This window comes from Frankia sp. CcI49 (genome assembly GCF_001983215.1).
Lineage (GTDB): Bacteria > Actinomycetota > Actinomycetes > Frankiales > Frankiaceae > Parafrankia > Parafrankia irregularis.
Genome location: NZ_MOWP01000032.1, coordinates 1 through 23509 on the forward strand (window position 1 = coordinate 1; position 23509 = coordinate 23509).

Below are 23509 nucleotides of genomic sequence, written 5' to 3' on the forward strand. Positions count from 1 at the left end.
TCGAGCTCGGCCGCGAAGAAAGCCGACGCCGCTTTGAGGATCTCGTTCGCCCGCCGCAGTTCGGCGTTCTCCCGCCGCAGCCGCTTCAGCTCCTCGGATTCCTCGCCGCCCGTCTCCGCCCGCTGCCCGCCGACGGCTTCGGCCTGGGCCTGGCGGACCCAGATCCGCAGCGTCTCCGCGGTCCCGATCCCCAACTTGCCCGCGACCGCGTTGATCGCCGCCCACTCCGACGGRTAGTCCGCCGTGACCTCGAAGACCATCCGCACCGCGCGTTCACGCAGCTCAGCCGGGTAGCTCGACCGCCGTGTCATGACTCCATCTCCTCAGAAGATCGAGTCTCCGGACACGCCGGGGGGCTTCACACTGTGATGCCTTCCCGAGCTTGGGAGTCAGGATGGCGCGGGGACCGCTGACAGGCGCCGTTGATTGTTGCCATGAGCACGCGGGTCAGCCTCTTCCGAGGCCTGTGGTCCCTCCGGACGGCCGCGTCTGGTGGCCGTCCGGGGATCGGAGACGTCTGGTGGAGTTGCTGCACGACCGGTGCGCCGCGCTGGATATCGGTAAGAAGGACCTCAAGGCGTGCGTGCGCATACCGAAGGCGGGCCGGGGACGTTTCCGCCGGCAGGAGGTCCGCAGTTCGCCACGACGACGAACGCCCGGCTGGAGCTGCGGGACTGGCTGGTCGCGGAGAAGGTCACCCTGGTGGTGATGGAGGCAACCGGGGACTACTGGCGCGGGGCGTTCTACCTGCTGGAGGACTGCCTGCCGGTCATCCTGGTCCACGCCGCCCACGCCAAGGGCCTGCCCGGACGCAAGACCGACGTCTCCGACGCGGCGTGGCTGTGCCAGCTGGGCGAGTGCGGCCTGCTCAAGGCGTCGTTCGTGCCACCGGAGCCGATCCGCCACCTGCGTGACCTCACCCGCTACCGAGCCACCCTGACCGCCGACCGGACCCGGGAGGCCCAGCGGTTGGAGAAGGAACTCGAGGACGCCGGGATCAAGCTGTCCGCGGTGGCCACCGACATCCTCGGCCGCTCCGGACGGGACATACTCGCCGCGCTGATCGACGGCGAACGCGACCCCGACCTCCTGGCCGGGATGGCCAAGGGCAGGATGCGCTCCAAGATCAGCCAACTGGTCGRGGCACTGACCGGCAACTTCGGCGAGCACCACGCGTTCCTCTGCCGGCTGCACCTGGAGCGCACCGACCAGCTCACCGCCGCGATCGAGGAGCTGTCGACGCGGATCGAGACGAGATGCGCCCTTTTGCCCGCCAGCTTGACCACCTGGTCACGATCCCCGGGGTCGGCCGGACGGTCGCCGAGGTCATCATCGCCGAGACCGGCGGCGACATGACCCGCTTCCCGCCGGCCGGGCACCTGGCGTCCTGGGTCGGGGTCTGTCCCGGCCGAGCCCAAACAACAACGGCGCCCCGCACTGGCCCATCATCATGCCGAACGGCGGCGGAATCGTCGAGATCGGTACGAACCTAGGCGGTGTTGCGACCGCAGCTGGAAACCACCGCCATGCGGACAACATCCCGCAGTGGGCAGTCGAGCCGCTGCTCCTCGAGAGCGCCCAGTACGGGAAGGTCCGGATCCGGCGTGCCTTTGGTGACTGGTCGGGCTCGCTGAGAAGCTGGAAGAAGGCGCTGCAGGAGCTGTCCATCCGACCGGTGCAGGTCTTCGCCGCCGTCAAGGGGAAGAACGCGGCCGACCTGGCGTTGACGATCGACGCAATGGATCTGCTGCACCCCGGCTCCGTCGACGCGATCTGCATCGCCTCGTCGGACAGCGACTTCACCCGGCGGGCCGAACGGATCCGCGAAAGCGGCCTGACCGTCCACGGGTTCGGCGAGGAGACGAAGACGAACCCGGGCCTGCCCGCGGCCTGCGACACCTCCGTCTTCGTCGAGACCCTCATGGCGGACACGCCACCGACACGCGCCGCGAAATCCGACCAGGCGACCCCGCCGCCACCCCCGCCGGGAGCGAGCGACGTCACAGCGCGCGCCCTGCCGAGCGCGGAAACCGCCCGACGCAGGTCATCGCAGCCCTGCAGGCAGAGAAGAAGGCGCGGGCCTTGGCCGGGCCTTCTTCTCGGACGACGACCACTGAGCTGCGTGCGGACCTCGCGCTCATCGGTCGGCTCCGCGATGCGGTAACGACGCTCGAGGCCGCGTTCGACGAGCAACTCCTCGACATCCCGGTACGACAGGGGTATCGCAGATACCAGCGCACCGCCAGGACAATTACCTCGGGCGGGAACCGAAACCCCGCGAACTCCAACGCCAGAACCGGTGGACACGACGTCGACACATCGCCCGATCATCACCGATCGACAGCCACGGGACAGCGGACTCTGCCGATGCAATAGCGCATCTACAGGCTTCGATTACGCCCGCGTTTCCCCCCTACGAAATGGACGGCCAACGCAGCTCCAATAAAGGAGATACTTAGAAATGTTAGTGTAATAGTTGCAGGCTTGTTATCTTCGAAAATGTGGGCGATAAAGTTAAATGCGAATCCGGCGTATACAAGTGCGGCGACATATCGAGACTTCCCTTGCCGCAAAGATCCCTCTTTTATGGCCTTGGCCAGAGAGTAGGCCGATGCACCCAGAGCTGCGACCGTCGGAATCAAGAGATAATGCATTTTCTGAGTCTCTCACGAAATCCCAAAATTCGTCAATATGTAACTGCATGTCATCGACCCAACTCGAATAGTCGTCGCGGCTCGACTGTCGCCTTTCGAGAAGCGAGGGGGCAGCGGGGTGCGCCCCCTTACAGGAAGAAGCGGCCGGCATCGTGATGATCTAATCGAGTCTCAAACGAAATACTCATGCGATCGCCTTGTTCGGGTGGGCCGTCATCCCAGCGGGGTGATCGCGTAATGGTTGAGCCGGCGTCGCAGCCACCAAGCGCCCGCCCGTCATTCCCTACTTCCGAAGCCAGATCCGAGCCGTCCTTAGGATCCTCGTAGAGAGCCTGGTGCATGCACTTCTGCGACTATATCGGCTTCGTCCTGAAAATAGAATATAGATCCAAACTGGTCGGGCACCGCGAAACGCTGTGGATCCGTCGGTTTTTACCAGCCTACCCGACCAAACGTAGCAGCCCTGAGATCGTCCGCGGTATTCCGTGCTATCTTGACAGGGATAATCTGCACCCTGTCCAGTCTGTACACCTGCTCGGCGGTCGGGTTATCGTACTAATCATCAATGCTTCCGACATCTCCGCGGACCGAACTTCCAGCGGCGGGCCACCTCAGGCTTCCGCCAAAATACCCCTCGCACTATTTTCCAGTGAAGGCGATGAGCTCCTGACATACCCCGTTCAAAAAAAGTCAACGCCAGATTCGGGATTAGGCGCTCCATTTCTTCCGGACAGGCCCCTACTGGAATAGGAACTGTCCGGAAGGATACCAGTTTCCTCAGAGGCGCAGAACCTTTTCGCTCGAGTTCTAGTAGGACTTTGTTAGGTGACTCCGATCGGTTTGACTTGTAACGGTTCGTAGGATTGCTGGGGTGCGGCAGGCGCCGCTCCAGACGTTGAGCAGGGTCTGGAGCGTGCGGAGGACTCCGTAAAGGGTCAGGCCGGCGCAGGGGCTTTTGGGGTGCGGCGCAGCTGGGTGTAGATGGCCTGGGCGAGACAAGCAAGGGTGACATGGCGGTGCCATCCGTCGAACGAGCGTCCTTCGTAGTGGTCGAGCCCGAGGCCGTCCTTGAGCTCGCGGTAGTCGTGCTCGATCCGCCAGCGTAGTTTCGCGAGCCGGACCAGGCGGCGTAGCGGGATGTCCGGGGGCAGGGTGGACAGCCAGTAGTCGGTGGGTTCGGGCTGGCCGGGAGGCCATTCGGCGAGCAGCCAGCATTCCGGCACGACACGGTCGGTGTCGCGGGTGACGCCCCGGGCCGCGGGGCGGACCCGCAGCGCGAGGAACCGTGAGCGCATGAGCGCGGCCGGGTTGTCCGGGTGGTGGTGGGTGCCGCGCCGCCAGGTGACCCACCGTGACTGGCTCCGGCCCGCGGCCAGGACCAGGGCTTTCAACGTCGCGGGCGGGTCCGGGTAGGTGGGCACCGGTGGCCGGCCGTTCCCGGAGTACGGCGCGCACACGGGTGCGGCGATGGCTGGGTGCGCGGTCGAGGTCGGGGTGACCCCGACGACGTAGACCAGGCCGCGGTCGGTCAGGCCCTGACGGAACAGGGCCGAGTCGCCGTAGCCGGCGTCGGCGAGCACGGGGCGGGCAGGAGCACCCCAGCCGATGACCTCGTCGAGCATGTCCAACGCCAGGCGCCACTTCTCCCGGTGCCGCGCGACGTCGGGGATCTGCGCCCGGGCACGGCGGGCCCGTACCGCGGCGGCCTCGTCCGGATCGTCGAGCCCGGTGTCGTCCCAGCCGGCGGGTAGGAACAGCCGCCAGTCCAACGCTGCGGACGCCCAGTCCGTGGCCGCGTGCAGCGACACCCCGACCTGGCAGTTCCCGACCTTCCCTAGCGTGCCGGAGTACATCCGCGCGACCCCGGGCGAGGCCGGGCCGGCCTTGGCGAAGCCGGCGTCGTCGAAGACCAGCGCCTCGGGCCGGACGAACTCGACCGCCCAGCCGGTCAGCCGGCGGCGGACCTCGCTGTACTCCCAGGTCGAGTTCCGTAGGAACTGCTGCAACCCCTGATGATCGACCCCGAGTCGCTCCGCCATGGGCTGCAGGCTTTTACGCTTCCCGTCGAGCATCAGCCCACGGACGTAGAGCTCGCCCTTCGCCCGCTGGTCCTTGCGCGGTAGATCGGCCAGCATCCGTGCCGCGAACTCCTCCACGACCGGCCCCACCGCCGCCATCTCCTCGGGTGTCACAGCAGGCAGCCAACCAGATCGAGATCCGCACCCCGAAACTAGTCGATCAACAACCTGCCAAAGTCCTACTAGGACAAACCATGAAAATTTTGATCGAGGCTTCCCGTCCGATCTTCGATGTCGCGCGCGAACTCGGCATCCTGGAAGGTTTCGCGGGATGCACATCCTGCCGCTTCGCGGCCCGCGAGATCGCATGCGATGCCTCCTTGGGGCTCCTCGCGACGTGCCTGTAGCGCGAGCTGGACAGAACGTTCACGGAGCTCGCCGGGGTACTTCCGGGGATCCGGCACGAATCGATCCTCTCAAACGGATCGGCCTATAGCGAACCCGGGAAGGTGCAATCTGCTGGCGCCGCAGGTTGTGCGGCGCCAGCAGATCTAAACCTGTTTCAGGTGATGACTATCGCGCAAAATCTAAAGCCACCAGGTCCAGACTGACTTCCGGTGCCACACGCTTCCTGGAACCTGAACCTTTTTTGAAAGCCATCCCCATCCGATGGTGAGGCGGACTTGCCCTTCATCGTAGTTCCAATCTACCCTCTGACTCCTACGGTTGAACGAGAAGTACCGCGTCTGGCGAACCTTCACATTCCGATTTCGATATTCCCTTTTGCTTACCCATGCCCGGGAAACATCGTTCCAGACAAAAGAGCCGAGTCTATCTTCTTTCCAATTACCCCATCCGCCGTATTCGACGACAAACCAAGTTAGCCTACATCCATATGGGCAGGTGTATACCTCGAATGGGATATCCCCGTTGAAGTCAAAAGAATTGTAAGGATCTTGATTGCTGTAGTCGTAAGGATTAGCGGACCCTCCAAAGACGGGATCTTCTGAAAGGAATCGACCTGTGTACGAATTATAAAGGCGGACGCCCATGAGGGTGAGTCCACCAAAACTGTCACGGGACCGCTGCTGAGTGCCGAGCCAGCCATAGCGGGTGTAGGCGGTGCTGGGGAAGTATGGAGTGCCGAATTCGCCAGATTCGGAGTAGCTCGTGATGGCGGTAGCGCTGGTGTTGTCGTCAGCGGTGGCAACGATGTCGCCATGGAGGTTGGCGATCTGCAGGGTGACGGTGCCGGTGCTGTCCTGGGTGGCCGCGAGGTCCCCGCCGATTCCGAGGATGTTGCGGGTCCATGCGCCGCCGGTGATGCCGATCCAGGCGGGGCTGTCGCCGCTGGCGGTGGTGTAGTGGTTGGTGGATGTGGTGGAGCCGTCTGTCCAGGAACGGAAGCGGCGCGCGGGGTCGAGCGCGTAGGTGCGGGTGGCGGAGCCGACGGTCTGGGACGCGACTAGATCGTTGACGTAGTAGCCGACGGTCTGTGCGGTTCCGCCTGCGTCAGCTGCGGGAATGGCGGTGGTGCGGCCGAGCAGGTCGTAGGTGTAGCCGGTGTCGGTGAGCCGGTCGGCCTGGTCGTAGGTGTGAGAGTAGGTCTGGGGCGTGGTGGTGGTGGAGCAGTTCCCGGTGTCGGGTTGGCCGCCGGCGTCGGGGTAGCTGTTCAGCGCCGTGCGGTTGTAGTCGGCGTCGTAGGTGTAGGTGCGGGTGGTGCAGATTCGGGGTCCGCCGTAGCTGACGGCGTCGGTGACGCTGGTGAGTCGGCCGGCGAGGTCGTAGCTGAGGGTTTTGGTGGCGGGGGGTGTGGCGTCGAGGCGGACTTGGCCTTGTGCGGAGCTGGCCTGAGAGAACATGAGCCAGGGGGTTCCGGATTTGGTGTAGATGAGGCTACTCGGCTCGCCGCCATTGTCGTAGCGGGTAGTGCTCGCGAGACCATTCGGATAGGTGTAAAGGACGAGGCGCCCTTCTCCGTCGTAGGTCGCGGTGAAGGTGGAGGGGGCGGTGCCGGCGCCGACGCCGAGGCTGGTGACGAGGCCGCGGTGTTCGGTGGCGGTGTCGTAGACATAGGTGTAGGTGCCCTTGCCGTCGTTGACTGTGGACACTTGGCCGTCGATGTCGTAGCTGCTGGTGGTGGTGTTGCTGTCGGCGTCAGTCTGGGAGGTGATCTGGCCCCAGGTGTCGTACCCGGTCGTCAGCGTGATCGATGCTGCGGTGGTCGTGGTGGGTAGTCCGGTGGTGGTGCTGTACCCGTAGGTGGTGGTGGGGACGGCGGTGCCACCGTTCGCGGCGGGGCTGGCGGCGATGGCTTGCGAGGTCGGGCGACCGGCAGTGTCGTAGGTGTAGGTGGTGGTACGGGTCGTCGTGGATCCTGAGGTGACGGTGTCGACCTTGGTCAAGGGCTGGTTGAGGTCGTTGTAGGTGTAGCTGCTGACAGGCAGCGGGTTCCCGCTGGTCGGCTGGGCGGCAGGGCCGGTGGTGCAGGCCAGGCCGGTCCGGGAGGCGTTGACGCAGCTACCGGAGCCGGTGGCGGTGTAGTACGAGGTGACGGTGGTGTAGGCGTCGGTGCCGGTGCTGTTCGCCTTCGGTTGCCAGACCTCGACGGGGTTGCCGGCGGTGTTGTAGTAGGTGGTGCGGACGATGTTCGGGGTCGATCCACCCCCCATCCAGGTCGCGACGGTCGTCGGCTTACGCAGCGTCCACCCGGACGTGCCGGCGGCCGCGCCGCTCTTCACCTCATACCCGTTGATCGTCTTGCGGGGTTCGGTGTCCGAGCCGTTCGCGAGGCGGATGGTGGTGGTGATGGTGGTCGGGAGGCGGTAGGGGTCGGTGGCGCCGGGGGCGCCTTCGTCGTAGTCGGTGTGGACGTGCTGGCGGGCGGAGTACTGGGCACCGGTGTCGTCAACGATGCGGCGGGTCGGGCCGAACGTGTCCGTGACCGAGACGCCGTCAGCCGAGTAGACGGTGTCGGTGTCCAGCAGTTGGGCGCGGGCCGCGGAGTCGGTGAGTGCGGTGACGGTGGGGTCGGTGTCGGCGGTGGGGGTGAGGGCCTGGTTGCGGTTCTCCGCGCCCAGTTCCCGGGTCACGTTGCCGTTGGTGTCGTGTTCGGCGGTGGTGATCTGCCAGGCGCCGTTGCCGTAGGAGGCGGAGTTCACCTGGCGGCCGTCGACGTTGAGGTAAGTGATGTCGGCGTACGGCCAGTCGGCGGCGACCGGCGGGTTCGACGGCACCCGGCTGGCCGGGAAGACGGCGGCGGCCCAGGACGGCAGGTCGCGCTGTCCCCAGTCGTCGACGACGCCCGCGGCCATGTCGATCGGCGCACCTGATCCGGTCAGGGCCAGGCCGTAGACGATGGTCTGGGTGGCGGTGCCGGCGCCGGCGGGCCGGGCACGGGAGACGGTGGTGATCCGGCTGTAGGTGTCGTAGCCGAAGGTCCAGGTCTCCTGCCCCGGTGGGGTGTAGGAGGAGAGCTGTCCGGCGGCGTTGTAGGCGTAGGTGATGGACAGGTGCACACCACCGCTGTCCAGACGCGGGTCGTAGGTCTCGCGCAGGTGGCCGGTGTTGTCGTACCGGTACTGCGCCACGGTCACCGCGGACGCCCCGTTGAGCGACATGGAGATCGAGGCGAGCTGACCGGTGTAGTCACCCCAGGTGGCGGAGGTGGTGCCGGTAGCCGTGGTGGAGGTGGCGTAGGTGAACGTCAGCGCCCGGCAGCCGGCGACGAGCGTGGTGCAGGTGACCCCGTCGGGGACCGGTCCGAGGATGCGGGTGACGCGCCCGGCGCTGTCGGTGGTGTAGGTGGAGGTCGTGGCGGAGCCGGGCTGCTCGACCCGGTCGACGACCCAGATCGTGGCCGAGCTGACCGTCTTCGCGGCGAACACGGTCTTCGTGCCGTCGACGGTGGTGTGGGTGAACTGGGTCGCGGAGTCCTTGACCAGCTTCGACCCATCGACAGCGGTGTCACCGACACCGACGTAGCCGTACGGGTAGGAACCCGACCCGGTGCGGGTGTAGTTGGACGGCGTGCCCTCACTGGAGGTCAGGGTCACGGTGTTGGTGGTGGATGTGGCGTCGGTGAGGGTGCTGCCGGCGGTGCCGGTCTCCGGGCCCTGCAGGTCCGACGTCCAACCCGGACCGAAGACCCCGGCCGGGCCGCTGGTCGCCGCGGGCGGCGTCAGCGTGGTCGTCGACCGCCCCACGGTGAGGGAGCCGGTGTAGGTGGGCATCGACGCGTCGGTCGCCGACAGCGAGTAGTCACCGGTCAGCAGCGCCAGCGTGCCGGGGCCGACCTTGGTGTCGGCGTTGGAGTCACCGAAGGCGTTGCGGGTAAACTGGACCGTTCGCGCCCCGGTGCAGGACACGACGTTGGCTGAGGTGCGGAAGCAGGCACGGATCTGCACCGGGCCGTCTGCGCCACCGCCGAGCGGGCTGAGGGTGCCGGGCAGGTTCCAGTTCTGCCGGTCGAACACCCCCGAGCCGTTACGGGACGCCGGCCAGGTCGGATGCGTAGAGGTGCCCTCGATCACCGTCTCGCCCACGGGGACATCGAGCCAGGTGGCGCCGCTGCTGGTGCCCAGGTGGTACTGGTAGGTCACCGACACCTGCGTGCTCGGGGCCTGCCCTTCCAGGATGACGAACCGCTGCACCCGGGCGTTCTCCGCCGGGCTCGCGAGCGCGCCCGTCCCGATCCCGAAACCGTAGGACACGACCGGGGAGAGGTTACCCGACTTGTCCTTGGTCCGGACGTAGAGAGTGTGCAGCCCCGCACCCGGAGTCAGGGTCGCGGTGGTGGTGGCGGTGGTCTCGGTGCTGGGCGAGGGCTCGTCGAGACCGTAGAGGAAGCCCGCGGTGTCACCACCGGGCGACGTCCACGAGATCGTGCCCGACGTCGTGGCCGACCAGCCACCCGACGTCCACGCCGCCGAGGTCAGCGCGGTGGGTGCCGACGGTGCGGTGGTGTCGACGGTGAACGGGATCCAGCCTGACCAGGCCTGGGAGTAGTCGACGCCGTCGTAGGCGCGGGAGCGCCACTGGTAGCTCGTGCCGTTCGTCAGCACACCCGCGGGAACCGTCCACGACGCGGTCGCGTTCGGCGAGACGTCGGACACCGAACCATCAGTGATCTTCGTGGTGCCAGCCGAGTCCCACACCTCGAAGTCCAGCCGCAGCGGCGCGCCGTCTGCGTCGGTCGCCGCACCCGACAGCACCGGTCGCAGGCTGTTCGTCAGCACGGTGGCCGGGGTGCCGCCACACTGCGCCGAACACGGCGAGGTGGAGCGGTTCGCGACCGTGCCCGGGTAGGAGTTGTAGGTGGTGGAGATCTGCGGCTTGAGCAGCGTGTCCCCGGAGTAGAAGTACTTGAACTGGTTCGCGTCGGTCTCGCTGGCGGCCCGCAGGGTCAGCGTTTCCGGGGAGGGCTGGCTGTTCGAGGACCAGGCCTGGACCAAGCTGGTGACGTCGATTCCGATCGGCCCGGAGCCGCAGCTGTTGACGGCGCCCACGTTGAAGCTGGCCGTCGCCCAGGTCACCCCGTCAGAGGCGGGCTGGGTGTTCCAGGTGGTGCCCGAGGGCAGACTCGCGGAGCCCTGCACGATCGTCGGCTGCGCCGTGCAGGTGGCGGAACCGGCCTGCCACAAGTCCAGGCTCGCCGCGGTGACGTGCCGGCCCTCGATCGCGGTGGTGTCGAACTTCAGGAACGACCGGGTCACGGTGACACCCAGATAGTTCCCCACCCGCAGGTAGGAGTTGGTGTCATAGTTCGTCGTCGGATTCGCCGAGTCGACATCGGAGTCGAAGTTGTCCGGCAGCACGGCGGCCGGGTCGATCGTCACCGGGTACTGCCGGGCCGGATCGGTCAGCCACTCCTCGTCCGGAGCCAATGCCAGGGTCGGGGTGTCGCTGTCGGCGTCCTGGAGCGTCGCGTCGACGGTGCGGGTCCGGTCCGGCAGCCCGGTCGCCTCGTTGACGTGCGCGTCCCACATCAGCGGGGTCGGGGAACGTGCGGCCAGCTTCCCATCGCCGGACAGCCGCAGCTCACCACCGGCTGTGCGTTGCGCGGTCACGCCGTCCAACCGCATCGGCAACTCGAGCGCGGCCTGGGCCGCGGCCAGGGTGTGCGCGACGATCCGAATGTCGAATCCGGTCGGGGTGACCTCGACCTGCAGGTCGGTGTCCTCGGCCACCGCCTTGTAGGTGGCGATGTTCTTGTCCAGCTCGGGCGCAGGCAAGGCGTCGGGCCAGGCGAACGCCACTTCCTTGTCTCCGTCGACGAGCCGGGCGATCTCACCGCCGGCGTCCCCGCCCGCGGACAGCACGATGTCGGCCTTCGCCGCCTTCGGCGTCACCTTGCCGTCGACTAGGACCAGCGTCGGGTCGACCAGGACCCAGTCGTCACCGCGGCGGATCCGGTGCACTCCGGCGAACGACTCGACGGTGATCGTGCCGTCCGTGTTCACGAACGTGGACGTCGTCTCCGTCCGCTCGTCGGTGACCTCGATTCGCCGCTTCTCCGCATGCGCAGCGAGCTGCGCCGAGATGAAGTCCGGCCGCTCAGCCGGCCCTGTCGGGGCGGGGTTCTCCTCCTCGGTGGGCGAGGCCGAGGCACTACTGCGCAGTGCGGGCAGGAACTCGGTGACAGTGGCCGCGAGCGCGGCGACCAGCAGTACACAGAGGAAACGGAGGATGGGTCTTTGATGACGGGATGGGGATGCCCTTAACACGTGTGCTCCGATCCACGAGCGTTGTTGGGGGCACGGCATCGCCGCGGCCTCCGAGGGGAACGGAGACCACGGCGATCACAGAAAATGACAGCCAAACAACGGTTGGCGCAAGCCGCACAGGAAGTCCCGCATGTCAGAAAAAGTTACCCACGGTAAAAGTGGTCGCGAGGGCGCCGTTGCGGAGCGTGACCAACGCGTCGTATAGAGGGATAAAACACCCCGAAGTGGTGCACGGTGGCAGCGCCGCTCCTATCACCGCCGGGTCGATCCTTACGCTTCGCAGCAAAAGTGACGCGCAGCACACACATTAACGTTACATAGAGGAAATGTTAGGGCTGCTTCAATAGGCGTCCGCGCGCAGACCGAGGGGCCTGTGCGCGGAAAGTAACCACGTCGACTCCTGAAGTGTTTCCAGGACAGGATGCCTGAGTTGTGTCATAGTCCACCCTCGAATGGTTGACCCGCACGCGTGTCCACCGACCCGCATGGGTGTCCACACGACGCGGTTTTGATTTTCAGGTCGCCCGCCGCTCACTCGCCGTCGCGCGAGCGGTAGGCGAGGTTTCGTGGCGATGCAGGGCGCATCAATGATGGGCTGCGCTGTGCGGTCGAGAACCCGACTCGGTGTCTCGATCGACCATTGCCAAAATCCCGGATTCTCTGTCGCTCGGGTTCTGTCATGCCCGGGCGGCTCTTCTCTGCTACAGGAGCACCGTGGGCCGTTTGACGAGATACCCRCCACCTCTGCGAGCCCGCGCCGTCGCCCAGGTCGCCAGCATTCGCCCTCAGCATTCCTCGATCTGGCAGGCCATCAAGATCGTGGCGGCGGAGCTGGGAGTGAGCGCCGAGACACTCCGGAGATGGGTCCAGGACGACCACCGCGACAAACGATCGATCCGGTGAGGGCAGCGTCCAGCGGCAGCAGGCAGAACCTCCCCGCCCACGGAAGAGATCCTTCGCCATCGGCAGACCTCACCGCCAGAAGGAACCGCGGTGGCGACGACCCCTGCGCGGGACACCGACCGCGAGCCGACACCCCATGGTCCCTACCACGGGATCGTGCGCCCGCGACGGTCAGGCGTTGCCCGCCTCGACGGAGTGCCCGGTGAGCCGACATCGGCAGCTACCCCGAGTCTCCGCCGGGACGGGACGCGACCGGACAGCCACCCAGGCATCTGACCCACGGCCTCGCACGCCACCCTCCACCCCGCCCTCAGCAGTCCGTGCGGGGGCCACACTCGCCTACGCACAGCCGCTTTTCCCGACCGAACCCGACCGCGAGCGCCGCTCCTCGGCGGCGGGAAGCCGGGGGCGTCACCGCCGGCCGGCCCGGCCTGCGGCCCAGCACCGCCGCAGGAGCCGTCACCAGGGAACCCACCGCAGACGACACCGCCAGCGCGGCCTGATCCGAACCTCGCTGCTGCCGGCCTTGCTGGCCTCGGCGCTGCTTGTCCTCTGCACCGCAGGGACTCCCACCACGAGAGACGGCCAGTCCAGTCTCGTCGAGCCCGAATCGACACAGCTACGCCCCGGCACCTGGACGATGCCCACCCTGCAACCGACCACCACCGGCGCCACCAGCCCGGTCGTTCCCTCCACAGCGACCCTTGCCCACGACGCCACCGGCGCCGAAGGCACCCCTGTCCTCCTCAGCTCCGGGGACACGGGGATCCCCGCACGTATCCTCGTCGCCTACCACGAGGCAGCCGATATCATCGCCACCGAGAAACCGGCCTGTCGCCTGCCCTGGGAACTGCTCGCTGCCATCGGCAAAGTCGAATCCGGCCACGCCGCCGGCCACCCGATCAGCCCGGACGGCACCATCACCCGCCCCATCCTCGGCCCACCCCTCAACGGCACCGCCGGTGTCGCGCTCATCCACGACACCGACCACGGCGCCCTCGACCACGACACCACCTACGACCGTGCCGTCGGACCCATGCAGTTCATCCCCACGACCTGGACAGGCTCCGGACGGGACGGMAACGGCGACGGCCGCCGCGACCCGCACAACATCTACGACGCGACCCTCGCCGCCGCCTTTTACCTCTGCGGTCACGGCCGTGATCTGACCGATCCGGACCAGCTGCGCGCCGCGATCCGCGCCTACAACCCGTCCGACGCCTACGTCCGCACCGTCCTGGCCTGGATGCGCGGCTGCCAGAGCAGCACGACCGCCGACGCGACGGGCCTTAGCTCTGAGGGCGCCTCCGCCGACGACCCGACCCCGGCAGACGAGCCACCCATGTCTGTCGCACCGGTGCCGTCCGCCTCACCGAGCCCGACAGCCGCGCCCAGTGGGCAACCTGAGCCGTCGCCGGCATCCACCAGCCCGCCGATCATCGAGCCTGGGGTGGACATCCCCATCATTACGCTCACTCCACGTAGCCCGGACGCGAGTACGACGCCGCCGGTTCCGCAGACAGCCAGCCCGTCCGCATCACCGCAGCCAGCAGACCCGCTCCCGAGCACGGCCACCCCGGAGCCCTCGTCAACCGGACAGCCCTCCACAACACCGAGCTCCTCGCCCGCCGACGTGTCCCGCGACACCCGGTGAGGCAGCATCGAGGACGCCGTCTACGTGGAGCGGACACCCCTAGGACGGCCGGGTGCTGACGAATCCGCTGGTCAACGCCATCCGTCACACCCCCAGGACGGCACGGTCGAGGTGCGGGTCGAACGGGGCGCAAGCGCGCCGCAGGGCGACGGGATGCTACCTCCGGGGACGCCCAGGCGATCGTCGCGGTCGCCGACCAGTGGCGGTAGCGGGGACCCCCTCCGAGGACCTGCCCCGGGTGTGCGACCTCGGCTTCCGCGGGGAGACCGCCTGCACCCCCCAGCGACGGTGGCGATCACTCTCATCAGCCGCGGGTGCGGTCTGGCACCGGGCGGGCGATCGTCCGGGGCATCGTGGGGGCGCGCGGCAGCGATGTCACCGTCCATTACCAGCACGGGGGCCGCCGTTTCGTCGTCGCGCTGCCGGCTGCATGAGCCCAACGGCCGGCGTCCTCCCTTCCGGTTCTTCGGCTCCTCGGCCCTTCGACCGGGTATGTCGGAGCGAGGCCTCTGGCTTCTCCGGTTCGTACGATTCGGTCGGCGCCCGCGGCACAAGCGTCGCAGGCTGCGGGTTCTCGTCACCGGAGGCGCCGGATTCATCGGTTCCCGTCCCCGCCGCCGAGAGCGCCCCGCTGGACCCCAGGGACGTCTACGCGCCTCCCAGATCACCCTTGGTGGGCGATGTCGGGCGCGTCCCCGGCGGTGGGTTCTTGAAACACGTCTGGGACGCCGTCCCCGTCCCGGTCGACCGCGTCTTCCTCCTCGATCTTGCGATACACCCGGTTACGCGTGCGCAGTACCACCGCGGCGAGCACGGCGGAGGTCAGGGAGCCCACGAGGATCGCCGCCTTGGCATGCTCATCACGCTCGGTGCCGTCACCGAACGCCAGCTCACCGATCAGCAGCGACACAGTGAAGCCCACCCCGGCAAGGAGCGCGACGCCGAGAACGTCCCACCAGGACAGGTTCTCGTCCAGCTCGGCACGCGTGAAGCGGGCCAGCAGAAACGTCGAGCCCAGCACCCCGACCAGCTTGCCCACCACCAGCCCCAGCGCCACACCCAGGCCCACCGGATCACGCAGGGCCGCGCCGATCCCCCCGCCCCCTAGCGACACACCGGCCGACATCAGCGCGAAGACCGGGACAGCGACGCCGGCGGACACCGGCCGCCAGAGATGCTCGAACCGCTCCGACATCCCGTGCTGCTCCCCCGAAGCGGGCCGGGTCGGAACCGCGAACCCGAGCAGCACCCCGGCGATGGTGGCGTGCACGCCGGACGCATGCATGAGCGCCCACGCAACGACCGCGAGCGGCACCAACAGATACCAGCGGGTGACACCCCGGTTGACGACCAGCATGAACATGGCGATCGTCGCGAGCGAGCCTGCCAGCGAGACCAGGCTGAGCGAGTCCGTGAAGAACACCACGATGATCACGATGGCGAGGAGGTCGTCGACGACGGCCAGCGTCAGGAGGAACGAGCGGAGCGCCACCGGCAGATGTGTGCTGATCACCGCCAGCACGGCGACCGCGAACGCGATGTCCGTCGCCGTCGGTACAGCCCATCCCTGCGGCGCCCCTCCCGCGGAGACCGTGTTGACCAGGGTGTAGATCAGTGCGGGCAGTGCCATCCCGCCGACGGCCGCGATGACGGGCAGGGCCGCTCGGCTCGGCGATCTCAGCTCACCGAGGACGAACTCGCGCTTGAGCTCGAGGCCCACCACGAAGAAGAAGATCGCGAGCAGGCCGTCCGAGGCCCAGTGTGCCAGGGACAGGTGCAGGTGCAGTGCTTCCGGACCGAGGTGGGTGTCGGTCAGGGTCTCGTAACCGGCTCGCCAGGGTGAGTTGGCCCAGAGGAGCGCCACCACCGCGCCTGCCAGGAGGAGAAGGCCTCCGACCGTCTCGCTACGCAGTACGTTCGTGACCTGCTGAGCGCGTGACCAGGTCGGCCGCGCCAGCAGCCTGCGCGGGGACGGTCCGGACCGCTGCGGGCGCTTGCGTCCCTGGATGCCGCGCGAAGCCGCAGCCATATAGCCCCTTCCGAGAAGACCAGTCGCATGTGACATCTCCGCGTCCGTCACGACCACGTAGACCAGGTCACGAGACGGGACGGACGCGTCCCTCATGCCGACCAGACTTCCCGGCGCACCGCTGTCCACAATAGTGCCCGACAGCCCCAGCCGCGACGCAATTCGCCCCACTACGGCCGGAAGCCGTACACCACCGGCCCCCGCGAGTCCCACGAAGATCAGCGTTCACTCACCAGCGGCCGCGCCACTCACCGACGGAAGCTCGTTGCGAGAACCGCCGGGCGAGGGCAAGCGCCGCCGTCTCACGTCCGAGCATCCTGAGCGGACGTGGAGATCGCATGGCGGACCAGGTCAGCCAGGGCTTCGCGGTCGTCGAGGACCTCGTCGGGAACGCTGTAGTACGCGCGGACCGTCACGGTCCTTCCAGCCGACTGGTAGGTGAAAGGCCGCCGGCCCGCCGCCTCCCATGACAGCCGTTCGTCCTCGGCGACTTTGACGAAGAGGGTGTCCATGACCATCCCGACCTGGCGGCCACGGTGGCACAACGCCCAGCCGCCGAAGAACCGTCTGAGCGTCATCCCGCCCAGCGCGTCCTCCACCTGGTCGAGGACGTGCTGGGCGAGCTCCCGGTTTCCGCTCACGGCCGGGTCGGCGTGGTGGGGGCCTGCCGCATCGACTCGATGACGAGGGCGGCGACCTGCGCCGAGGAAGCCGGGTTCTGCCCGGTGACGAGCTGACCGTCCCGAATGACGTGAGGGGCGAAGGGCTGGCCCGCGGAGTACCTGGTGCCGAGGGCGCGCAGCCGCTGTTCGAGGGAGAACGGGACGAGACTGGTCGCGGCGACCAGTTCCTCCTCGGCGTCGCTGAAAGCGGTCAGCTGCCGGCCGCGAACGGCCGGGTGTTCCGCGACCTGGGTGTTCAGGAGCCCGGCGGCTCCGTGACAGACGGCGCCGACGGTCCCGTTCCGAGCGAGTACGGCCGTCAACAGCTCGGCCAGCGGCGGGCTGTCAGGAAAGTCCCACATTGTTCCGTGGCCACCCACCAGGATGACGCCGTCGAAGGCGTTCGCGGCCAGGCCGGCCACGGGTTCGGTCGCGGCCAGGCGGGCAAGCGCGTCGGAATCGGTACGGAACAAGTTCACCGCGTCGGTGACCGCGGGCGGCGCGAGGCTGGCGGGATCGGCCGGAGGTTGCCCGCCGGCGATCGAGGCCATGGTGACCCCGACGCCAGCGTCGGTCAGCGCGTAGTACGGGGCGGCGAGTTCCTCATACCAGAAGCCGGTCGGACGATCGGACTCGCCGAAGCGAGCAGTCGAGGTGAGAACGACTGCCACTCTGGGACAGGCCACAGCGAACCTCCAGTTGAACGTGAGCATGCTGAAACAGAGGTCGACGGAATCAACGACCGGCGAGGATGTGCCGGTCGTTGCCATGGGTTGAGCGGATGCGGCTACCGCGCCGCTCCGGGTGCATCGATCGATTGCTCTGGGGGCGTCGATCGCTCCGGGTGTGTGGGGTGCGTCGGTCAGCCGGGCGCTTCCCGCAGCGAGGCCACGATGTCCTCGGTGACCTGCCGTAGCCGCGGCCGCTCGGCGCCGGACCGCACCAGGACCAGCACACCCTGGTAGTCGACCAGCAGTCGCAGGCCGAGACGGTCCGCAGGCAGGCCCGTGGGAACCTGGCCGGCCGCGCGGGCACGTGCCACCGCGCCCGCGAAGCCCCGTTCGATCTCCTCCAGCCCCCGCCGCACACCGCGGGTGGTCAGCTCGTCGAGCGCGTAGGACTCCACCGCGCTGTTCGTCACCAGGCAGCCCGGATCATGGTCCAGCCCGGTCTCGAACGTCGAGGTGAAGTAACTTCGGATGCCGGACAGCGGGTCGTCGACCCGCTGGAGGTGCTCGGCTACCCGTCGGCGGACCACCCGCTCGACGTAGGCGTCCAAAGCCGAACGGAAGATTTCGTCCTTGTTCCCGAACGAGCGGTGCAGACTGCCCGGATGCAGCCCGGTCGCAGCCTCCAGATCCCGTAGCGACGTGGCGTGAAATCCCTGACGGCGGAACAGCTGCATCATCGTCAGCAGAACCTCGTCCGAGTCGAACAGCTGCCGCCGCCCCACCGACACCCCCAGTAGTTGGTCGATCGACCACAAATGTAGCGGGCAGATCGGACCTGTCAACCCATTGCCGTGACGGCCTCCCTTGGAAGGCGCGGACGGCACAGATCCCCCGCGCCAGGCCGGCCGTACGCGGGCATCGCCTACGGCAAGGTCCGCGCCGCCACGTGTCGATCGCGCTCGTCACAGACCACAACACCGGCGTTGACGCCGGGCCGCCGGCGGCCTAGCGACGTCTTCGTACGTTCCGTCGATTTCGTGCGGACTGTTCTCACCGGCCCCGGCACCGCAGGCGGTCGTCGCGAGGGTTCGACTCGGTCGAGGCCGGCGTCAGTCCGCTCCCGCCTCGGGCACCACGACGGCCGCCTGTCGTGCGGGTGAGGGTTGATCGCCGACCTGCGGCCCATCTCCCGGGAGGGTTGCCGCCGCCTGCCGAGAGGCGGGCGGCGGGTGCATCGCGGCGAGGATCGACTGGTGAGTGATCCAGCCGACGATGTGGCCCTGCCGGGGGTCGAGGACGACGATGCCCCCACTGGACGCGCCTTCGAAGGCGTCGAGGGCATCGGCGAGGCTGGATGCAGTGGTGACACTCGGACGCTGAACGGCGAGGTGGCCCGCGCTCCGAGTGGCACGGCTGGGAACGTCGAGAGCGTCGGCGACTGCCTTCACGGTGATCACTCCCTGGTAGCGGCCGGCGTCGTCGACGAGCGGCAGGCAACCGTGTGGGGCACGGGCGAGCGCCACCGCCGCGCTCCTGAGCGGCACCGCGGCCGGCAGGGCCTCTGGTGGCGGACCCAGCGCGGCGGTGATCGGCTGGTTGCGCAACCGACGGGACTGGTGGGACGCGTCAAGGTCGACGCCTCGTCGAGTGAGCTTGAGCGTGTAGATCGTTTCGTGGGACAGCAGGGCGCTGGTCAGGGTCGCGATCACGACCGCGGCCATCAGCGGCAGGATGATCGTGTACTCACCGGTGAGTTCGAACAGGATCAGCACGGCGGTGATGGGCGCACGGGCCGCACCGGCGAAGACCGCGCCCATGCCGACCAGCGCGTAGGCCCCGACCGGCGCGACCAGCTGCCCTGCGGCGTCGTGCGCGACCAGACCGAACGCGGCGCCGGTGACCGCGCCGACGAACAGGGAGGGTGCGAAGACCCCACCGGACCCCCCGATGCCGATGGTCAGACTCGTGGCGACGATCTTGCCGACCAGGAGCAGCGCGAGCAGCCCCAGCCCGTACCGCCCACCGACCGCCCGTTCGAGGACGGGATAACCGACGCCGTACATCTGCGGGAGAGCGATCAGGACGGCTCCGAGCAGCAGGCCTCCCACCGCGGGCCGCAGCCACTCCGGGCCTCGCCAGACCCGGTCGCAGCCGTCCTCCACGGCGTAGAGCACACGGGTGAACGCCACTCCGGTGACCCCGCCGAACACGCCGAGCAGGGCGAAGAGCGGGTAGTCCGCCGCGCTGCGGACGGCGAACGGTGGCAGCGTCAGAAACGGGTTCGAGCCCAGCACCGCCCGCCCGACCACGCTGGCGGACACGGCGGCCAGGACCACAACGCCGAACGCCTCGGCGGTGAACGACGCGAGGATCACCTCACAGGCGAACATCACGCCGGCGAGCGGTGCGTTGAAGGTCGCCGCGATCCCGCCGCCGGCTCCGCAGGCGACGAGGACGGGCAGCCGTTCGGCGCCGACCCGGGCGACCTGACCGAGCGCGGAACCGAGCGCGGAACCGATCTGCACGATCGGCCCCTCCCGGCCCACCGAGCCACCCGCACCGATGCACAGCGCGGACGCGAACGACTTGACCGCCGACACCCGCGGCGCGATGCGGCCGTCATGTTCGGCGACGGCGTACATCACCTCCGGAACGCCGTGCCCGCGGGCTTCCCGGGCGAACCGGTTGATCAGCGGACCGTAGAGAACGCCACCCGCGACCGGAGCCAGCAGCAGAAACCAGAGGCCAAGAGCAGGCACATGCGGATTGGCCGTGTGGCCGGCGACCGAGCAGTCCTCCCGGCCACAGAACACCTCGGTGCACAGCACGATCAGCCAACGGAAACCGACCGCCGCCAGTCCCACTCCCGCGCCGACCATCATGGCCAATGCGATCAACCCCGCCCCGCTTCGCGCCGTGCCGGAACCAGCCCCGGCAGGCCACCGGGACCTCACCCACCGGACCGCCGTGTTCTGATCCGCCACCGCACGCATATTTGCATAGTACAAAAGTTGTACTGAGCACCGGAGGGGTGGGCGCTGTTTCACGTACCGGCTGCCCTGGGCGGTAGAACAGTGCCATGAGCAACACGCCGGACGCCTCCGCGCCACCTGGCGCGCCCGACGAAGGCGTGGACGAGCTCACCGACGCCGTCCTCACCGCATCCCGCCTACTGGTGGCCGTGTCCGCCCGCTCGCTGACCGCCGTCGGCGAGGACGTCACGCTCCCCCAGTTCCGCATGCTCGTCGTCCTCGCCAGCCGCGGCGCCCTCCGGGCCGGCGACCTCGCCGACCTCCTCGCCGTCCACCCCTCGACCGCCACCCGTATGGCCGACCGCCTTGTCGCCGCCGGCCTGATCGACCGTCTCGGCAACCCGGACAACCGCCGCGAGGTCAACGTCGCGCTCACCGTGAACGGCAGACAGCTCGTCGAGGACGTCACCCGCCGCCGCCGAATCGAGATCACGGCGATCGTCGCGAGGATGGACCCCCGCCTGCGCGGCAGCCTGGTCGCGGCGCTACGCGCCTTCGCGGCCGCCGGCGGGGAACCGGGCGTCGACGCCAACGCGCTGGGCTGGAGCTGAACGGCGCGCACCAGCCCTCACCCCACCGCGGCACCGGATCCCACCCTCCCGATCATTCGCATCCTTCGACGCGAACAGGTTGCTCCGCCGTCAGGAAGTGAACAGAAAGCAACAGCCACATGGCGAAATCGTAAGGTTCACTTCGCGTAAACCACTGCAAGGTCCACATACCGGGCCATACGGTGATGGTGTGCGCCGCACACCCAGAGCCGACGGAAAATCGTCATGCGTTGGCGGCGGGACGGAAAGGACTTCCAGCAGCCACGCGCCCGCAACCTGAACGGCCACCCACCGAAGCGGGACACCATCATGCCTTTGGACGCAACCGGAAAAATTTCCCTCGCTCACGTCTATACCGCACCGGATCCCCGCGAGTACTTCTCGACACTGGGGCAGCTCGACTATCAGATTCCCCAGCTCGCGAAACCCTACTTCGAAAACCTTCTTCTTCGATACCGGGAAGCCAGTGGCTCCCCGTCACCGACGGTTCTCGACGTCGGATGCTCATACGGGGTGAACGCCGCGCTGCTCAAGTTCGACTTGTCCCTGGCAGAACTCTACGATCACTACGGGGCGGCAGCCAGTGATCCGCGGGAGCGGAGCGATCTACTGGACCGCGATCGGGCTCTCGCTGCCACCCGGCGCGCTCCCGCCGGCCCCCACATCGTAGGCCTCGACAGCTCGGCGCCGGCCCTCGCCTACGCGACCGCGGCCGGCTTCCTCGACGGCGCCGTCCACGCCGACCTCGAGAAGGACGATCCCGATGCCACCCAGCGAACGGTTCTCTCAGCCGCCGAAATCGTGATCTCCACCGGATGCATCGGCTATGTCACCAATCGCACGATCACCCGACTGGTCCAGGCCACCGACGGGAGAATGCCGTGGATGGCACATTTTGTGCTGCGCATGTTCCCCTTCGAGGCGATCAGCGCCAGCCTGGCCGATCTCGGATACAAGACGGTCCGGCTTGACCGGCTGTTCCGACAACGCCGCTTCGCCTCTCAGGAGGAACAGCACGTCGTTCTCGACACCCTGTCGGACATCGGCATCGACCCGACCACGGCGGAGGGCCGTGGCTGGCTCTACGCGGAGTTGTTCGTCTCCCGGCCCCCGGCCGGCGCAGCCCGGTACCTCGCGGACCTCGGATCAGCGGCTGTACCGGTGCGGGCATGCAGCGCATCCGACGCCGGTTCCGTGTGAATCCGAACCGGTCGGGATCGATCCGGCGATGGCACGGGTGACGCATGACCCGCTCGCCCCATGCCTGCCTTACGAACACCTGACACCGCCGGCACGGCGCCCGCGGCAACGCCATGCGGCGGGTAGACAGGTGACAGCGATCCGGCTCGTGCGTCGACCTCGCGACGTCGGAGGGGCGTCGAGGGCACCCCCGCGTGCGGGCCGGATCGACTCCGAAGGCGTCGGCATCGGGAGGTGAGAAGAGCGCGATTCAGTGGCCGAACGACGACCAGTATCATGCGCCGGCAAGCCGATGGCGGTCGAAGGCATTACTCGCCGTTCCCGCACCACGGTCTCAGGCTGTGGCGGATGGTGGCCGTCCTCGGATGCGTCGTGCTCATGCTCGCCACGGTGGGCTGCGGTGTCCGGATCAGCGACGACGTCCGTCCGCTCGAGGAACCCAGCCCACTGCCGGCCACACCGCCCCCGGTCGTGATCAGTGGGACGATGACCGCGCCGGCCATATCGGAACCGGGCGGCACTCTCTGCCCGAGTGCCCCGAGCCCGACCAGTTCTGACCCACCGACGTCGCCGATGTCACCAACCCGGGGCTCCTTCGGGCCGGCCCACCCATGCTGACGGGCAGGGCGGCCCCGCCCGGGTGGTGAGGCCGACAGCTGGCGTGACTGAGGACGAGGTGATGTGGTGTCGGCAGAGGTGCTTCTTGTCGAGGACGACAGCCGTATACGCCAGGCGCTGCGCCTGGCGCTGGCTGACGAGGGCTACCGGGTCCGTGAGGCCACTGGCGGCAAACACGCCCTCAGGGAGATCACGGCCCGGCCGGTCGACGTCGTCCTGCTCGATCTGATGCTGCCCGACGTCGACGGCCTCGAGGTCTGTCGGCTGCTCCGCCACGGCAGCGATCTGCCGATCATCATTGTCAGTGCCCGGACCGGCTCGGACGAGATCATCGCCGGTCTCGAGGCCGGCGCCGACGACTATGTGACGAAACCGCTGGTGGCGGCCGAGCTGTCGGCACGGATCCGCGCCCTGCTGCGGCGCGCCCGCGCCCCGCACGGCGGTGCGCCGCGGGTGCTGGCTGTGGGCGACCTCGAGATCTTCGCCGAGGAGGGCCTGGCTCGACGCCATGGGTTGGAGATCGCCCTGACCAGGACCGAGTTCCGTCTGCTCGCCGAGCTCGCGATGGCCGAAGGTCGGGTGGTCACGCGCGAGCAGCTCCTGGAACGGGTCTGGGGTTACGGCTACTTCGGCGACACCCGCCTCCTCGACGTCCACATCCGGCGACTACGGCAGAAGATCGAACCCAATCCGGGGGCTCCCTGCCGTGTCCTGACCGTACGAGGAGTCGGCTACCGGGCCGGAGTATGAGCCTCCGGCCGCGCGCCAGAACACGGCAGCGTCTCACTACTC

The 23509-nt window shown here is 68.0% G+C and carries 15 protein-coding genes and 3 pseudogenes; 9 read left to right on the forward strand and 9 right to left on the reverse strand.

Annotated features, from left to right (window positions below):
* Positions 1–311, reverse strand: a pseudogene (locus CcI49_RS28435) (transposase); the annotation flags it as partial.
* Between the two features lie 268 nt (positions 312–579).
* On the opposite strand from CcI49_RS28435, the gene CcI49_RS28440 reads away from it, so the two are divergent.
* From CcI49_RS28440 to CcI49_RS28445, 3 genes are read left to right on the forward strand one after another with little or no spacing between them, the layout of a single operon-like run.
* Positions 580–1356 carry a transposase gene (locus CcI49_RS28440; RefSeq protein ID WP_198955649.1) on the forward strand — a complete coding sequence of 259 codons (777 nt, stop codon included), beginning with the start codon at positions 580–582 and terminating at the stop codon, positions 1354–1356.
* The gene (locus CcI49_RS42710) at positions 1257–1493 is read left to right on the forward strand and encodes a transposase (protein WP_198955650.1); all 237 of its coding nucleotides are present in this window, start codon (positions 1257–1259) and stop codon (positions 1491–1493) included. Before CcI49_RS28440 ends, CcI49_RS42710 begins: the two co-directional genes overlap by 100 nt.
* On the forward strand, positions 1451–2164 hold the full coding sequence (locus CcI49_RS28445) for an NYN domain-containing protein (RefSeq protein WP_076831206.1): 714 nt from the start codon (positions 1451–1453) through the stop codon (positions 2162–2164). The genes CcI49_RS42710 and CcI49_RS28445 overlap by 43 nt, the downstream gene beginning before the upstream one ends.
* A gap of 5 nt (positions 2165–2169) precedes the next feature.
* Here the strand turns inward: CcI49_RS28445 and CcI49_RS28450 are convergent.
* Both CcI49_RS28450 and CcI49_RS28460 read right to left on the reverse strand, forming a co-directional pair.
* Positions 2170–2288, reverse strand: a pseudogene (locus tag CcI49_RS28450) (IS6 family transposase); the annotation flags it as partial.
* A gap of 1301 nt (positions 2289–3589) precedes the next feature.
* Positions 3590–4831, reverse strand: a complete 1242-nt coding sequence (locus CcI49_RS28460) for an IS701 family transposase (RefSeq protein WP_076831786.1) — start codon at positions 4829–4831, stop codon at positions 3590–3592.
* Positions 4832–4839: 8 nt separating this feature from the next.
* Here CcI49_RS28460 and CcI49_RS41715 point away from each other — a divergent pair, with 8 nt between their 5' ends.
* A complete protein-coding gene (locus CcI49_RS41715) occupies positions 4840–5079 on the forward strand; it encodes a hypothetical protein (RefSeq protein WP_131831218.1) in 240 nt (79 codons plus the stop codon).
* 180 nt (positions 5080–5259) lie between these two features.
* Here CcI49_RS41715 and CcI49_RS44250 read toward each other — a convergent pair whose 3' ends face one another.
* Positions 5260–11397 (reverse strand): DNRLRE domain-containing protein, encoded by a 6138-nt coding sequence (locus CcI49_RS44250; protein ID WP_277872761.1) that lies wholly within the window; start codon positions 11395–11397, stop codon positions 5260–5262.
* Between the two features lie 714 nt (positions 11398–12111).
* Between CcI49_RS44250 and CcI49_RS43640 the strand changes: the two are divergent.
* Positions 12112–12267, forward strand: a pseudogene (locus CcI49_RS43640) (transposase); the annotation flags it as partial.
* A gap of 673 nt (positions 12268–12940) precedes the next feature.
* On the forward strand, positions 12941–13954 hold the full coding sequence (locus CcI49_RS28470) for a lytic murein transglycosylase (protein WP_083749799.1): 1014 nt from the start codon (positions 12941–12943) through the stop codon (positions 13952–13954).
* 664 nt (positions 13955–14618) lie between these two features.
* On the opposite strand, the gene nhaA is transcribed toward CcI49_RS28470, so the two are convergent.
* The 5 genes from nhaA to CcI49_RS28495 form a co-directional block, all read right to left on the reverse strand.
* Positions 14619–15983 (reverse strand): Na+/H+ antiporter NhaA, encoded by a 1365-nt coding sequence (gene nhaA, locus CcI49_RS28475; RefSeq protein ID WP_076831218.1) that lies wholly within the window; start codon positions 15981–15983, stop codon positions 14619–14621.
* Positions 15984–16285: 302 nt separating this feature from the next.
* On the reverse strand, positions 16286–16624 hold the full coding sequence (locus tag CcI49_RS28480; protein ID WP_076831221.1) for a TfoX/Sxy family protein: 339 nt from the start codon (positions 16622–16624) through the stop codon (positions 16286–16288).
* A complete protein-coding gene (locus CcI49_RS28485; RefSeq protein WP_198955651.1) occupies positions 16621–17331 on the reverse strand; it encodes a type 1 glutamine amidotransferase domain-containing protein in 711 nt (236 codons plus the stop codon). The genes CcI49_RS28480 and CcI49_RS28485 overlap by 4 nt, the downstream gene beginning before the upstream one ends.
* Positions 17332–17507: 176 nt before the next feature.
* Positions 17508–18098: a TetR/AcrR family transcriptional regulator gene (locus tag CcI49_RS28490; RefSeq protein ID WP_076831793.1), complete on the reverse strand. Its 591-nt coding sequence runs from the start codon at positions 18096–18098 to the stop codon at positions 17508–17510.
* 327 nt (positions 18099–18425) lie between these two features.
* Entirely contained in the window at positions 18426–20198 is a 1773-nt protein-coding gene (locus CcI49_RS28495) for a chloride channel protein (protein ID WP_241840303.1), read from the reverse strand.
* A gap of 197 nt (positions 20199–20395) precedes the next feature.
* Between CcI49_RS28495 and CcI49_RS28500 the strand changes: the two genes are divergently transcribed.
* The 3 genes from CcI49_RS28500 to CcI49_RS28515 all read left to right on the forward strand — a co-directional run bounded on the left by CcI49_RS28500 (position 20396) and on the right by CcI49_RS28515 (position 23467).
* A complete protein-coding gene (locus CcI49_RS28500; protein WP_076831224.1) occupies positions 20396–20899 on the forward strand; it encodes a MarR family transcriptional regulator in 504 nt (167 codons plus the stop codon).
* A 225-nt stretch (positions 20900–21124) separates the two neighbouring features.
* Positions 21125–22099 carry a class I SAM-dependent methyltransferase gene (locus tag CcI49_RS28505; RefSeq protein ID WP_198955652.1) on the forward strand — a complete coding sequence of 325 codons (975 nt, stop codon included), beginning with the start codon at positions 21125–21127 and terminating at the stop codon, positions 22097–22099.
* Positions 22100–22783: 684 nt separating this feature from the next.
* Positions 22784–23467: a response regulator transcription factor gene (locus CcI49_RS28515; protein WP_076831232.1), complete on the forward strand. Its 684-nt coding sequence runs from the start codon at positions 22784–22786 to the stop codon at positions 23465–23467.
* Positions 23468–23509 lie beyond the last annotated feature (42 nt).